Here is a 14,179-nt window from a genome sequence, read left to right as displayed (position 1 = left end):
GCGCGCGCGCCGTCACATTCAGCCATTCGGCCTACGCAAGGATCGGCGGCAACCTATGGCCGCCCTTCCCCCTTGGGGGTTAGGATGCCCCGAAGCTCATCCAAACCCATGAGCTCATTCGACACAGTGGCATGAAACCCGGACTGCAGTTTCGCCTTAACCAACAGCTCACCCTGACGCCGCAATTGCAGCAGGCGATCCGCCTCTTGCAGCTGTCGCAACTGGAGCTGGAGGCAGAGCTGCGCCAGATCGCCGAGAGCAACCCCCTGCTGGAGTTCTCGGAAGACGCCGCCAACGAGGGCGACGGCGAGAGCGACGGCGAAGCCGCCAGCTTCGACGCCCCCGCCGAAGCCGCCACCTCGGCGAACGACGGCGACAGCGGCGACGAGCCGGCCGACTGGAGCGAGTCCGGCGGCAGCGCCGAGGAACCCATCGATTTCTCCTCCGCCGGCGGCAGCCGCAGCAGCGGCGGCGACGAGGACCACTTCGAACCGCAGAACGCCGCGCCCGAGACCCTGCAGGAACACCTGCTGTGGCAGCTCAACCTCACCCACCTGAGCCTGCGCGAGCGCACCATCGCCGCGATCATCATCGATGCGCTCAACGCGGACGGCTACCTGGGCGAGACGCTGGAATCGGTCACCGCCGCGGTGCCGGCGGACCTCAAGGCCACGGTCGAGGAAGTCGACGCCGTGCGCCGCCAGGTACAGCGCTTCGATCCCACCGGCGTGGCCAGCCTGGACCTGCGCGACTGCCTGCGTGTGCAGCTGGAGCAGTTCGATCCCGAGCTGCCGCAGCGCGAGCTGGCCCTGCGCATCGTCGACAGCGAGCTGGAACTGCTGGCGCGCAACGACATCGTGCGCCTGTCGCGCCGCCTGCGTGCCAGCGAGGAAGAAACCCACGCCGCCACGGTGCTGATCCGCAGCCTCGACCCGCGCCCGGGCGCCGCGCTGGACGTCACCCCGGTCGAATACGTCGCGCCGGATGTCTACGCGCGCAAGGACGGCGGCCGCTGGCGCGTCAGCCTCAATCCGGACTGCCAGCCGCGGCTCGGCCTCAACCAGCACTACTGCAACCTGATCGCACAGGCCCGCGGCGAAGACGCCAGCTGGATGCGCGGCCAGCTGCAGGAGGCGCGCTGGCTGATCAAGAGCCTGGAATCGCGCGCCGAGACCCTGCTCAAGGTGGCCGAGGCGATCGTGCGCCGGCAGAGCGCCTTCCTCGACTACGGCCCGGAAGCGATGCATCCGCTGGTGCTGCGCGAAGTGGCGGAGGAAGTGGGCATGCACGAGTCCACCATTTCCCGCGTCACCACGCGCAAGTACATCCATACGCCGCGCGGCACCTTCGAACTCAAGCACTTCTTCTCCAGTGGCGTGTCCACGGAGGACGGCGGCAGCGCTTCGGCCACCGCCATCCAGGCCATGCTGCGCAAGCTCATCGACGCGGAAGACCCGCGCAAACCCCTGTCCGACCAGGCCATCGCCGAGGAATTGCACCGCAAGGGCATCCAGGTGGCGCGCCGGACCGTCGCCAAATATCGGGAGGCCATGCGAATTCCCAGCTCCAGCGAACGCCAGCGGGCCGGCTGATCCAGATCAGCCGCCGGTGGCATTTGCACCCGGGCGGGGAACTTGGCGGGACGGAAAGCGTCCCCATACCAAGAGACGACAGTGATGTGTCGGCGACCGACCGGCACCGGCGCATCGACCCACGCCGCGTCATGCGGCAGTACCAGAGGAGGCGCACCATGCAAGTCCAGCTCAGCGGCCAGAAGATCGAGATCACCCCGGCCCTTCGCGAACGCGTGAACGGCCACTGTGAGCGACTTACCCGCCTCGAAAGCAGACTCCTCGAATTGAGCGTCGTCCTCTCGGTCGACAAGCTCCAGCAACGCTGCGAAGGCACGCTCAAGGTCCCCGGCGCCGCACCGCTCCATGCGGAAGCCACCGAATCGGACATGTACGTCTCGATCGACACCATGTTCGACAAGCTCGTGGCGCAGCTGCGCAAGCACCGCGACAAGGTATGCGACAAGCACCAGCGCGAAGTGCGCGAGGAACGCCAGTACGGCTGAGCCTCGCCGGCCCGCCCCGCCTCGCCGGGGCGGGCCATCCCCGAACCGCCCGCCATGCCCTTCATATTGCGGGGCACCAAATCGCCCGAACTGGCACAATGTGCGCCAACGCCGCCGGCCCCCATCGGCCATCACGCGGTGCAAAGGACTCGGTTTGGACCGGCTTACCGCCCGACAACTCTACGATGGCGTGCACGAGCGCATGGCCTTGCGCTGGGTCGCCGGCATGCGTGGCGAATCGCGGGTGCTCGAGCGCGGGGTGACCGCCTCGCGGCGTCCCTCGCTGATCGGCTACCTCAACGTCATCTATCCGAACAAGATCCAGATCATCGGCACCGAGGAGCTGAACTACCTCGACAGCCTCGATTCCCGCCAGCGCTGGGAGGCGATCAACAAGATCGCCGCCTACCAGCCGGTGGCGATGATCGTCACCAAGGACCAGGCGATCCCGTCCGACCTGCGCGAAGTCGCCGAGGAAACCAATACCCCGCTGTGGATCAGCTCCAAGCGCGGGCATGAGCTGTTCACCTGGATGCAGTACCACCTGGCGCGCATGCTGGCGCCGAAGGTCACCCTGCACGGCGTGTTCCTGGAAGTGTTCTCGATCGGCGTGCTGATCACCGGCGAATCCGGTTCGGGCAAGAGCGAGCTGGCGCTGGAACTGATCAGCCGCGGCCACCGCCTGGTCGCCGACGACGCCACCGAATTCACCCTGATCGCGCCCGACGTGATCGACGGCACCTGCCCCGAGCTGCTGCAGGACTTGCTCGAAGTGCGCGGCCTGGGCGTGCTCAACGTGCGCGAGATGTTCGGCCACACCGCCGTCAAGCCATCCAAGTACCTGCGCCTGGTGGTGCATCTCAAGCCGATGCGCGAAGGCGAGGACACCGACGGCCTCACCCGTCTCACCGGCGACGTCGGCCACCGCGACATCTTCGAAGTGCCGGTGCCGATGATCACGATTCCCGTCGCGCCCGGCCGCAACCTCGCGGTGCTGGTGGAAGCGGCGGTACGCAACCATATGTTGAAGAGCAAGGGCATCGATCCGGCCCAGACCTTCATCGACCGGCAGGCCCATCAGATGCGCCGCCTGCCCCCGTGGTGATCCGCATGAGCAATGCTTTCCTGACCTCCGATATCCACCAGCCCGACGCGATCCACCTGATCGTGCTCACCGGCATGTCCGGCGGCGGCAAGACCGTGGCGCTGCGCGCGCTGGAAGACCTGGAGTTCTACTGCGTCGACAACCTGCCCACCGCGCTGCTGCCCGAGCTGGTCGCCGCGGTGAGCCACGGCGCGGTCGCCGGGCGTCGGCAGAACATCGCGGTGGGCGTGGACGTGCGCAACCGCGGCGAGGATTTCCTGCGCATGCCCACCGTGCTGTCCGAGCTGGCGGCGGCGGGCGTGCAGGTGCACCTGGTCTTCATCGACTGCCGCGACGAAGTGCTGATCAAGCGCTATTCGGAAACGCGCCGGCGCCATCCGCTGTCGGTGCTCGGCCTGTCGCTGTCCGATGCCATCGCCGAAGAACGCAAGCTGCTGCGCCCGCTGATCGCCATCGCCGAGAAGGTGATCGATTCCAGCGAACTGAACGTGCACCAGCTGCGCCGCCTGATCGCCACCGACTACGCGCAGGCAACCGACGGCCTCACCCTGATGTTCACCTCGTTCGCCTACCGCCGCGGCCTGCCGCTGGATGCGGACTTCGTGTTCGATGCGCGCTGCCTGCCCAATCCGCACTGGGAACCGCGCCTGCGCCCGCTCTCGGGCAAGGACGCGCCGGTGCGCGAATACCTGGAGTCGCAGCCGCTGGTCGAGGAGTACTTCGACGATACCGTGCGCTGGCTCGACGCCTGGCTGCCGCGCTTCGCCTCCGACGACCGCAGCTATGTCACCGTGGCGATCGGCTGCACCGGCGGCCGGCATCGCTCGGTCTACCTGGTGGAGCGCCTGGCCGCCCACTACCGGGCGCGGCACGAAGGCGCCCTCACCTTCCATCGCGAGCTCGAGTGATGAAGGCCTACCTTTTCCTTAGCGCAGGGATCCGGCCATGAGCGTCGGCGTGCTGCTGATGACCCACGAGGCGGTCGGCCAGGCGCTGATCTCCGCCGCCCACCACGTACTGCCCAAGCTGCCGCTGCAGGTCGAGGCGGTGGAAGTGCCGCCCTCGGCCGATCCCGACGTGATGCGCACCCTTACCGCCAAGCACGCCCGCGACCTGGACACCGGCGACGGCGTCCTGGTGCTGGCCGACCTGTACGGCGCCACGCCGTGCAACATCGGCCTGTCGCTGGGCAAGCTCGGCGTCCACCTGCGCTGCGTCTCGGGCCTCAACCTGCCGATGCTGCTGCGCGTACTCAACTATGCCGAGAAGCCGCTCGACGAACTGGCGGAAGTCGCCGCCAGCGGCGGGCGCGGAGGAATCTTCATCGACCATGCTTGAAAAAGAGATTGTCGTATCCAACAAACTGGGGCTGCACGCCCGCGCATCGGCCAAGCTGGTGCAGCTGGTGCAGGGTTTCAAATCCACCGTATGGCTGATCAGCAAGGGCCGCGAGGTCAATGCGCAAAGCATCATGGGCGTGATGATGCTGGCCGCCGGCATCGGCACGCCGCTGATGGTGCGTGTCGAAGGCGCGGACGAGCAGCAGGCGCTCGATGCGGTGGTGGATCTGTTCGACCGGAAGTTCGACGAAGGAGCCTGATGTGGAGCTGGCCATGGCACGTAGGACACGAAGCTTGAATCGCCGCACGCCGCAAGGCGCGCCGCCGGCTTCGTCGCCACGCGCCCGGCATGGAGCCCGCGCATGAGGCACGTGCTGCCCGGCTCCAACGCCTCGCGCGGCATGGCCCTGGGCCGCGCCCGCCTGGTGCAGCCGAGCCGGTACCTGGTCGACACGCGGCCGCTGGGCGAGGACGAGGTCGACGTCGAGCTGGAGAAGCTGCACCGCGCCCTCGACACCGCCCGCCAGGAACTGCGCGAACTGCGCGGCAAGCTGCACGGCGCGCTGGCGCGCGAGGTCAACGAGTTCATCGACGCGCACAGCCTGCTGCTGGACGACCAGGAACTGCTGCGCGGCCTCGACGACCTGGTGCGCATCGGCCACTACCGTCCCGGCGCGGCGCTGAAGAAACAGCGCGACCGCCTCGCCGCCGTGTTCGAGGCGATGGACGATCCCTACCTGCGCAGCCGCAAGGAAGACGTCGACCAGGTCATCAACCGCGTCATCTCCGCCCTGCAGCGCCAGACCAGCCGCGAGGAGCGCAAGCTCGCCGCGCGCGTGGGCGAGATCCTGATCGCCGACACCATCGCGCCGGCCGACATGGCGCACCTGGCCGGCAACGGCCTGCTCGGCGTGGTGGCCAGTTCCGGCAGCCCGTATTCGCACAGCGCGATCCTCGCGCGCAGCCTGGACCTGCCGATGCTGGTCGGCGTGCGCGACGCGCTCGCCACCATCCACGACGACGACCTGATCCTGCTCGACGCCGAACGCGGCGAGGCGGTGGTGCATCCCACCGCGCAGGACCTGGCGCGCTACCGCGCCTGGCAGCGCGAGGCGCAGCAGGAAGGCCGCCGCCTGGCCTCGCTGGCGAATGCGCCGACGCGCACGCGCGACGGCACCGACATCCGCCTGCTCGCCAACGCCGAGACCACCACCGACATCGCCATGGCGCGCGCCCGCGGCGCCGACGGCGTCGGCCTGTATCGCACCGAATTCCTGTTCCTGCGCCACAAGGGCCTGCCGTCCGAGGACGAGCAGTTCATCGCCTACCGCGACCTGGTGCTGGGCATGGGCGGCCTGCCGGTGACCATCCGCACGCTGGACCTGGGCGCCGACAAGGCCGACGCCGCCGGCCTGGCGCTGCGCGGCGAGGAAAACCCCGCGCTCGGCGTGCGCGGCGTGCGCCTGTCGCTGCGTTATCCGGCGGTGTTCACCACGCAGATCCGCGCCATCCTGCGCGCCGCCTGCTACGGCCCGGTGCGCGTGCTGGTGCCGATGATCACCCAGCCGGACGAGCTGATCGCGGTGCGCACGCTGTTCAAGCTGGCGCGCCAGGACCTGAAGCGCGAGAACGTCGACCTGCCGGAGAAACTGCAGCTCGGCGCGATGATCGAAGTGCCGGCGGCCGCCATCAATGTGCGCTCGCTGCTGGAACACGCCGACTTCCTCGCCATCGGCACCAACGACCTGGCGCAGTACGTGCTGGCCTCGGACCGCGGCAACGACGCGCTCGACAACATCTACAACCCGCTGCAGCCAGCCCTGCTTCGGCTGATCTCCTACGTGATCACCAGCGGCCGCCGCGCCGGCAAGCCGGTCAGCCTGTGCGGGGAGATCGGCGGCGACACCAAGTTCACCGCCCTGCTGCTGGCCCTGGGCCTGTGCGAATTCAGTATGCACTCCAGCCAGCTGCTGCACGTGCGCGACCGCATCGCCTCGCTCAATCACAAGGGACTGCGCCGGCTGGCGCCGGCGATCCTGCGGTGCCGGACGCACGAAGAGGCGGAAGATCTGCTGTCGCGCATTACCTGCTGAGCCCTCTCCGCTCAAGAGTTGAATCCTTCTCCCACCGGGAGAAGGTGGCGGCAGCCGGATGAGGGTTCGGCCGGAGCGGTGCACGTCACTCTTGCGCTCCGCCCGCACCCTCACCCCAACCCCTCTCCCGGAGGGAGAGGGGCTTACCCCTCACGCCCGCGCATTCTCCAGAAACGCATCCAGCAACGCACCGCGATACTTCTCCCGGTGCGTCAGCAGGAACAGCTTGCGGCGCAGATCCAGGAACGGCGTGTGCAGCGCTTCCAGCCGCCCGGTCGCCAAGGCATCGGTGACCGCCACCGCCGGCAGGCAGGCGATGCCCAGCCCCGCCACCACGGCCTGCTTGATCGCCTCGATCTGGTCCAGCTCCAGCGCCGTCTCGCCCGGCGGCAGCTGCGCCAGCACGCGTTCGCTGTTGGCGCGGGTGGCCGAGCCGGGTTCGCGCAGCACCCAGCGCGCGCCGGCGAAGTCCTGCGGACGCAACTGCCCACGGCGCGCCAGCGGATGGTCGGGCGAGGCGCAAACGACCAGGATGTCGTCGCGCCAGGGCTCCATCTCCAGGGCCGGATGCGCCACCGGCCCTTCCACGCAGCCCACGTCCAACTCGTGCGCCAGCAGCGCGGCGGCGATCGCATCCGTATTCGCCACGCGCAGGCGGATCGCCACCTGCGGATGGGCGCGCACGAAATCGCCCAGCAGATCGCCGACCAGGTAATTGCCGACCGTATTGCTGGCGCCGATGCGTAGCTCGCCGCCCAGCGACGCCGCGCCGCCGCGACCGAGCCGGCCGAATTCGGCGTAGCGCTCCAGCAGCTCCTGCGCCAGCGGCAGCAGTTCGCGGCCGCGCACGTTCAGGCGCAGCCGGCCCCGCTCGCGGGCGAACACCGGGGCGCCCAGCTGCCGCTCCATCTCGGCCAGGGCCATGCTCGCGGCCGGCTGGGTCAGGTGCAGGGCCTCGGCGGCGGCGCGGACGCTGCCCAGGCGGGCGATCTGCACGAAGACCTCGAGCTGCCGGGGGCTGATATTGATCATCAGTCAATCTTATGCCATCGATCAGATATTTAAAGTTTTACTGATTGACCAGCGGCCAGACAATGCGGCGTCTTCAAGGAATGCCCCGCATGAGCGCCACCACCATCCCCGCCGCCCCTTCACCCTCCTTCGGCCAGCGCACGCCCGGGCTGCTCCTGGCGGTCGTGATCGCCCTGGCGGCCCTGGGCCTGGGCCGGCTGGCGCCGCTGGTGGGCGGTCCGGTGTTCGGCATCGTGCTGGGCATCCTGGTGCGCAACCTGTTCGCGCCGGGTGGCACCTATACCCCGGGCATCCAGTTCGCCGGCAAGCAGGTGCTGCAGTGGTCGATCATCGCGCTGGGCTTCGGCCTCAGCCTGGACCAGGTCGCCCGCACCGGCCTGGAATCGCTGTCGGTCACCCTGGTCACCATCACCGTGGCCTTCCTGGCTGCCTGGGGCCTGGGCCGTGCGCTGAAGGTGCACGACAAGCTGAAGATCCTGATCGGCGTCGGCACCGCCATCTGCGGCGGCTCGGCGATTGCCGCGGTGACGCCGATCATCAAGCCCGATGAGCACGATACGGCCTTCGCCATCTCCACCATCTTCCTGTTCAACCTGGTCGCGGTGCTGCTGTTCCCGCTGCTGGGGCACGTGCTGCACCTGTCGGACCTGGGCTTCGGCCTGTGGGCCGGCACGGCGATCAACGACACCTCCTCCGTGGTCGCGGCCGGCTACAGCTTCAGTAAGGCGGCCGGCGACTACGCCACCATCGTCAAGCTGACCCGTGCGACGCTGATCATCCCGATCTGCCTGGTGCTGGCCCTGCTGGTGGCCTGGCGCGAAAAGAAACAGGGTGCGAGCGATTTCAGCCTCGCCAGGATCTTTCCGTGGTTCATCCTGTGGTTCCTGGTCGCCTCGGGCCTGCGCACCGCAGGCCTGATCCCGGCCGCGATCCAGCCGGCGATCCACATGGCTGCCGAATTCCTGATCATCGTGGCGCTGACCGCGATCGGCCTCTCGGCCAACCTGCGCCGCATGGCCTCGACCGGCGCGCGGCCGATCCTGCTGGGACTGGGCGTGTGGGCTGCGGTGTCGATCAGCAGCCTGCTGGTGCAGTTGGCGATCGGGCAGCTCTGAGGCTTACGCCTTACCCTGCTCGACCAGGGTAAGCGCGACCTTGTCGCGCAGATACACCGGCAGGGCCAGCTCCGGCGCCAGCGCATGGCCGGCCTGGAATTCACGCACCGCCAACTCCGCCACATGCTCGGCCTGTGGGAAGCAGTGGCCGCGCTCGGACAGCACCGGCCCGTCGATCCGCTCGCGCAGCACGCCGGCATAGGTCGCCCAGCCTGATCCGACCACATGCCAGCCCGCTGCGGGCGGCACGACCAGCGCGTCCGGCGCGCACACCCGCTCATCGTCCAGCGCGACCAGCTCGCCCAGGTCGTCGCGCCGATAACTGGCCGCATAGATCTCGCCCATGCGCGCGTCGATCACCGCCAGGATCGCGCCCTCGCCTTCCGGCGCCTCCAGCGCCAGCGCCGCCAGGGACGACACCGTCACCACCGGCCGGTCCAGCGCCAGCGCCATGCCCTGCGCCAGTGAAATGGCCAGGCGCACGCCGGTGAAGGCGCCCGGCCCGCGGCCGACCGCGATCGCATCCAGCGCATGGCGGGCCAGGCCGGCCTCGGCCAGCAGGCTGTCGGCCATGGGCAGCACCAGTTCGGCGTGGCGGCGGGGGGCAATCTCGCTGCGGGCGATCACCTGGTCGCCGTGGACCAGGGCGACGGAGCAGGCTTCGGTGGAGGTTTCGATGGCAAGCAGATTCATAAGACCACCATGGTAACGGCTGGCGTAGCGCCAGGTCGCCCATCACAGCGCCTGCGCGGGGCGCGCGGCGGGCGCGGCCGGGACGATTCCGGGCGTAGCGGCGGCGTCATTCGTGCGGTTCAGCATCGCAGGGCATGGCCCATGTCGATTTCCCTCTGCGTCGTTCGTCGCCTAGGCAAGAGACCCGCCGCGTGGTCTCCAGGCACACCGACACAGGAGATACCCCCATGCGTTTCATGCTGATGGTCCGCGCCACCCAGGATTCCGAAGCCGGCGTGATGCCGAGCGAAGCGATCCTCACCGCCATGGGCAAGTACAACGAGGAGCTGGTCAAGGCCGGCGTCCTGCTCGCCGGCGAAGGCCTGCACCCGAGTTCGCGCGGCGCCCGCGTGCGCTTCTCCGGCAGCCAGCGCACAGTGATCGACGGCCCGTTCGCCGAGACCAAGGAATTGATCGCCGGCTTCTGGCTGATCCAGGTGAAATCGCTGGAAGAAGCCATCGAATGGGTGAAGCGCTGCCCGAATCCGTTCGAAGGCGAATCGGACATCGAAATCCGCCGCGTCTTCGAAGCCGAGGATTTCGGCGCCGAGTTCACGCCCGAATTGCGCGAGCAGGAAGAACGCCTGCGCGCCGAAGTCGCCGCCCGCACCACGCACTGACCCTCATCCACACACCAGGAGCCATGCCCATGATCGTCCAGCCCTACCTCCATTTCGAAGGCCGTTGCGATGAAGCCATCGAGTTCTACAAGCAGGCGGTCGACGCCAAGGTCGACATGCTGATGCGCTACAAGGACAGCCCCGTGTCGCCGCAGGAAGGCTGCACGCCGGCGCCGGGCTTCGAGGACAAGGTCATGCATTCGGCCTTCCGCATCGGTGAGACCACGGTCATGGCCACCGACGGCTTCAACAGCGGCAAGACCGCCTTCAGCGGCTTCTCGCTCTCGCTCACCTGCGCCACCGACGCCGAGGCGCGCAAGCGCTTCGACGCGCTGGCCGAAGGCGGCAAGATCACCATGCCGCTGGACAAGACCTTCTTCACCTCCAGCTTCGGCATGCTCACCGACAAGTTCGGCGTGGACTGGATGATCCTGACCATGCAGCAGCAGTAACAACGCACGAGAGTGAACCCTTCTCCCTCCGGGAGCACGCGGGGAGGGCACATGGATGTGCCCTGCTTTGAGGAGCGAGGAAGGTGCCGGCAGGCGGATGAGGGTACGGGCGAAGTGGGGCGCACCACTCCGCCCGTACCCTCACCCCACCCCCTCTCCCGGAGGGAGAGGGGCTTCACCTGCCGGCGTCTTGCGTCCTGAGACGCCAGGGTGCTCTGATCGCCCCCCATGACCGCCTCCCACATCCACCGCACCATCGACGCCGTCTGGCGCATCGAATCGGCCAAGCTCATCGCCGGCCTCGCCCGCATGGTGCGCGACGTCGGCCTGGCCGAGGAACTGGCCCAGGACGCGCTGGTGGCGGCGCTGGAGCAATGGCCCACGGGCGGCGTGCCGGACAACCCCGGCGCCTGGCTGATGACCACCGCCAAGCATCGCGCGATCGACCGCCTGCGCCGGCACAAGCTGCAGGAGCGCAAACACGAGGAGATCGGCCGCGACCTGGAGCTGGACCAGGAGCCGGCCTATTCGGAAGTGGAACTGGCTGCCGACGACCATATCGGCGACGACATGCTGCGGCTGGTGTTCACCGCCTGCCATCCGGTGCTGTCGATGGACGCGCGCGTCGCGCTCACCCTGCGCCTGCTCGGCGGCCTCACCACCGACGAAATCGCGCGCGCCTTCCTGGTGCCCGAGGCCACCGTGGCCCAGCGCATCGTGCGCGCCAAGCGCACGCTGGCCGAGGCCAAGGTGCCGTTCGAAGTGCCGCGCGGCGAGGAACTGCACGAACGGCTGGGCTCGGTGCTCGGCGTCATCTACCTGATCTTCAACGAAGGCTATTCGGCCACCGCCGGCGACGACTGGATGCGCCCCGCCCTGTGCGACGAAGCCCTGCGCCTGGGCCGCGTGCTGGCCGAACTCGCGCCGCGCGAGCCGGAAGTCCACGGCCTGGCCGCGCTGATGGAAATCCAGGCCTCGCGCGCCAAGGCCCGCACCGGCCCGACCGGCGAACCGATCCTGCTGCTGGAGCAGAACCGCGCGCAGTGGGACCGCCTGCTGATCCGCCGCGGCCTCGCCTCGCTGGAACGCGCCGAACGCCTGTCGGAACAGCGCGGCATCTACACCAGCCAAGCCGCGATCGCCGCCTGCCACGCCCGCGCCCGCACCGCCGAAGCCACCGACTGGCGCCGCATCGCCACGCTGTACGCCGAGCTGGCGCAGATCGCGCCGTCGCCGGTGGTCGAGCTCAACCGCGCGGTAGCCGTTTCGATGGCCGCAGGTCCGGCGGCCGCACTGGCGATCGTCGAGGGGCTGGTCAGCGAGCCCTCGCTGAAGAACTACCACCTGTTGCCCAGCGTACGCGGCGACCTGCTGCGCAAGCTGGGCCGTACGGAAGAAGCGAAGCGCGAGTTCGAACGCGCCGCATCGCTGACGCGCAATGCGCGCGAGAAAGACCTTCTGTTGGAACGGGCCAGAGCCTGCGAGTAGGTCGGGGTGACAACCCCAACATTCGGCCCGATGGGCGCCACGCGATGTTGGGGTTATCACCCCAACCTACATCGTCGTTGTCTCGGCAAAGAACGCCTGCACGTCGCCCAATTCCTTGGTCCGCGGCATCGGCGGCAGACTCGCCAGAAACAGACGTCCGTAACCCTTCGTACTCAAGCGCGGATCGCACAGCACCAGCACGCCGCGATCGTGCACGTCGCGGATCAGCCGCCCCACGCCCTGCTTCAGCGCGATCACCGCGCTCGGCACCTGCCAGCCCATGAACGGATTGATGCCCGCCTGCTCCAGCGCATCCAGCCGCGCCTGCAGCACCGGGTCGTCCGGCGCGGCGAACGGCAGCTTGTCGATCACCACCACGCTCAGCGCCTCGCCGGCCACGTCCACGCCTTCCCAGAAACTGGCCGCGCCGAGCAGCACGCCATGCCCGCTGGCGCGGAAATCCTCCAGCAGGCGATGCCGCGGCGCGGTGCCCTGCACGAACAGCGGCCACGGCACGCGCCCTTCCAGCAGCTCCGCCGCGCGGCGCAGGGCGCGATGCGAGGTGAACAGCAGGAAGGCGCGGCCGTTGGAGGCGTGCAGCACCGGCAGCACCGCGTCGACCACGCGTTCGGTGTAGTCGCGGGCGGAGGGATCCGGCAGCGCCGGCGGCAGATAGCACAGCGCCTGGCGTGCGTAGTCGAACGGGCTCTCAAGGCTCAGCGTCACCGGATCGTCCAGCCCCAGCTGCCGCGCGAAATGCCCGAACTGCCCTGCCACCGACAGCGTCGCCGAGGTATGGATCCACGCCGCCTGCGCACGCTCGCGCAGCGCGCGCATCGGCGCGGCCAGATCCAGCGGCGTGGCGTGCAGGGCGAAGCCGCGCGGAAACAGCTCGTACCAGCGCACGTCCTGCTCGTTCGCCTGCTCGACGATGCGATCCAGCCGTTCGCTGTATAGCGCCGCGCGCTCGTGCGCATTGGCGAAGCCGCGCGAGCGTTCGGCCTGCGAGGCGAGCACGTCGGTCAGCGCGGCGAGCAGTTCACGCACATCGTGCAATGCCTCGCGCACCGTCGAGGACTGTTCCAGCAGATGGAACGGCCCACGCTCCGGCAAGGCATCCAGCGCCAGGCGCAGCTTGCGCACCGCCTCGCGCAGCGACTCCACTGGCTCCAGCACCAGCCCGATCGCGCCGGTGATGCCGTTGCACTCGCCCAGCGCGTCCTGCGCCAGCTCGGTCAGCTGCCGCGCGCTGATGCTCTGCGAAAAGAACTGCCCCGCCAGCTCCGGCACCTGGTGCGCCTCGTCCAGGATGAAGGCCTGCGCGCCCGGCAGGATCTCGCCGAAGCCTTCCTGCTTCAGCGCCAGGTCGGCGAACAGCAAATGATGATTCACCACCACCAGGTCCGCTTCCTGCGCCTCGCGCCGCGCCTTCACCACGTGGCAGTCGTCGAAGAACGGGCATTCCACGCCTAGGCAGTTTTCCGGCGTCGAGGTGACGCGCGGCCACATCGGCGATTCCTCCGGCACCTCCGCCAGCTCCATGCGATCGCCTTGCTTCGTACGCGCCGACCAGGCGCGAATCGCCGCCAGCTGCGAAGCCTGCAGGCGATCGAAGCTCGCCCCCTCGCGCACGGTCTGGTCGAGTCGATAAAGACAGAGGTAATTGGCTCGCCCCTTCAACAGCGCCGTCTTCAGCCGCGCACCGAGCACCGAACGCACCTTCGGCAGATCGCGGAAATACAGCTGATCCTGCAGCGCCTTGGTACCCGTCGAAACAATCACCCGCTCGCCCGACAACAGCGCCGGCACCAGGTACGCATAGGTCTTGCCGGTGCCCGTGCCTGCCTCCGCGATCAACGTCTCGCGCTCGGCAATCGCATGCTCCACCGCCCGCGCCATCGCCTGCTGGGCGGCACGAGGAGCGAAATTCGGCAGTTCACGGGCGAAGGGGCCATCCGCGCCGAGCAGCGCAGATATGTCGGAATCGGTCATGCCGGCAAGTATCGCTGATCGTCGTAGGTTGGGGTGCGCCGCAGGCGACTGCGAAGGCAGGATGCCGTAGCGAACATCCGCGTAGCGGATGGCCCGAAGGGCGGGCTGCCGATGCAGCCCGTAACCCCAACAT

General features: G+C 68.6%; 14 protein-coding genes. 11 read left to right on the top strand and 3 right to left on the bottom strand.

The features are described from left to right. The first annotated feature begins 131 nt into the window (after positions 1-131). From BM172_RS15935 to ptsP, 7 genes are all read left to right on the top strand, one after another. The gene (locus BM172_RS15935) at positions 132-1,592 is read left to right on the top strand and encodes an RNA polymerase factor sigma-54 (RefSeq protein ID WP_026636816.1); all 1,461 of its coding nucleotides are present in this window, start codon (positions 132-134) and stop codon (positions 1,590-1,592) included. A 158-nt stretch (positions 1,593-1,750) separates the two neighbouring features. Next, positions 1,751-2,077: a ribosome hibernation-promoting factor, HPF/YfiA family gene (hpf, locus tag BM172_RS15930; RefSeq protein ID WP_026636817.1), complete on the top strand. Its 327-nt coding sequence runs from the start codon at positions 1,751-1,753 to the stop codon at positions 2,075-2,077. A gap of 154 nt (positions 2,078-2,231) precedes the next feature. Next, complete coding sequence (hprK, locus tag BM172_RS15925; RefSeq protein ID WP_026636818.1) at positions 2,232-3,182, top strand: HPr(Ser) kinase/phosphatase; 951 nt, start codon at positions 2,232-2,234, stop codon at positions 3,180-3,182. Positions 3,183-3,187: 5 nt separating this feature from the next. Beyond that, positions 3,188-4,090: an RNase adapter RapZ gene (gene rapZ, locus BM172_RS15920; protein ID WP_051549192.1), complete on the top strand. Its 903-nt coding sequence runs from the start codon at positions 3,188-3,190 to the stop codon at positions 4,088-4,090. 37 nt (positions 4,091-4,127) lie between these two features. Further along, on the top strand, positions 4,128-4,520 hold the full coding sequence (locus tag BM172_RS15915) for a PTS sugar transporter subunit IIA (protein WP_026636820.1): 393 nt from the start codon (positions 4,128-4,130) through the stop codon (positions 4,518-4,520). After that, a complete protein-coding gene (locus BM172_RS15910) occupies positions 4,513-4,782 on the top strand; it encodes an HPr family phosphocarrier protein (RefSeq protein WP_026636821.1) in 270 nt (89 codons plus the stop codon). The genes BM172_RS15915 and BM172_RS15910 overlap by 8 nt, the downstream gene beginning before the upstream one ends. Before the next feature lie 102 nt (positions 4,783-4,884). Then, complete coding sequence (gene ptsP / locus BM172_RS15905) at positions 4,885-6,615, top strand: phosphoenolpyruvate--protein phosphotransferase (RefSeq protein ID WP_026636822.1); 1,731 nt, start codon at positions 4,885-4,887, stop codon at positions 6,613-6,615. A 150-nt stretch (positions 6,616-6,765) separates the two neighbouring features. On the opposite strand, the gene BM172_RS15900 is transcribed toward ptsP, so the two are convergent. Continuing rightward, positions 6,766-7,647, bottom strand: a complete 882-nt coding sequence (locus tag BM172_RS15900; RefSeq protein WP_026636823.1) for a LysR family transcriptional regulator — start codon at positions 7,645-7,647, stop codon at positions 6,766-6,768. An 89-nt stretch (positions 7,648-7,736) separates the two neighbouring features. On the opposite strand from BM172_RS15900, the gene BM172_RS15895 reads away from it, so the two are divergent. Then, positions 7,737-8,762: a YeiH family protein gene (locus tag BM172_RS15895; RefSeq protein ID WP_026636824.1), complete on the top strand. Its 1,026-nt coding sequence runs from the start codon at positions 7,737-7,739 to the stop codon at positions 8,760-8,762. A 3-nt stretch (positions 8,763-8,765) separates the two neighbouring features. On the opposite strand, the gene tsaB is transcribed toward BM172_RS15895, so the two are convergent. Continuing rightward, entirely contained in the window at positions 8,766-9,455 is a 690-nt protein-coding gene (gene tsaB, locus BM172_RS15890) for a tRNA (adenosine(37)-N6)-threonylcarbamoyltransferase complex dimerization subunit type 1 TsaB (protein WP_026636825.1), read from the bottom strand. Positions 9,456-9,682: 227 nt separating this feature from the next. On the opposite strand from tsaB, the gene BM172_RS15885 reads away from it, so the two are divergent. The 3 genes from BM172_RS15885 (at position 9,683) to BM172_RS15875 (ending at position 12,054) form a co-directional block, all read left to right on the top strand. Further along, positions 9,683-10,114: a YciI family protein gene (locus BM172_RS15885; protein ID WP_026636826.1), complete on the top strand. Its 432-nt coding sequence runs from the start codon at positions 9,683-9,685 to the stop codon at positions 10,112-10,114. A gap of 29 nt (positions 10,115-10,143) precedes the next feature. Next, positions 10,144-10,566: a VOC family protein gene (locus BM172_RS15880; protein WP_026636827.1), complete on the top strand. Its 423-nt coding sequence runs from the start codon at positions 10,144-10,146 to the stop codon at positions 10,564-10,566. Positions 10,567-10,794: 228 nt separating this feature from the next. After that, entirely contained in the window at positions 10,795-12,054 is a 1,260-nt protein-coding gene (locus BM172_RS15875; RefSeq protein ID WP_026636828.1) for an RNA polymerase sigma factor, read from the top strand. A gap of 66 nt (positions 12,055-12,120) precedes the next feature. Here BM172_RS15875 and BM172_RS15870 read toward each other — a convergent pair whose 3' ends face one another. Continuing rightward, positions 12,121-14,046, bottom strand: coding sequence for a DNA repair helicase YoaA (locus tag BM172_RS15870; RefSeq protein ID WP_026636829.1), 1,926 nt, complete (start codon positions 14,044-14,046; stop codon positions 12,121-12,123). Positions 14,047-14,179 lie beyond the last annotated feature (133 nt).

The sequence above is a fragment of the Dyella marensis genome (assembly GCF_900112865.1).
GTDB lineage: Bacteria > Pseudomonadota > Gammaproteobacteria > Xanthomonadales > Rhodanobacteraceae > Dyella_D > Dyella_D marensis_A.
This window is presented reverse-complemented; position numbering and strand designations above follow the sequence as displayed.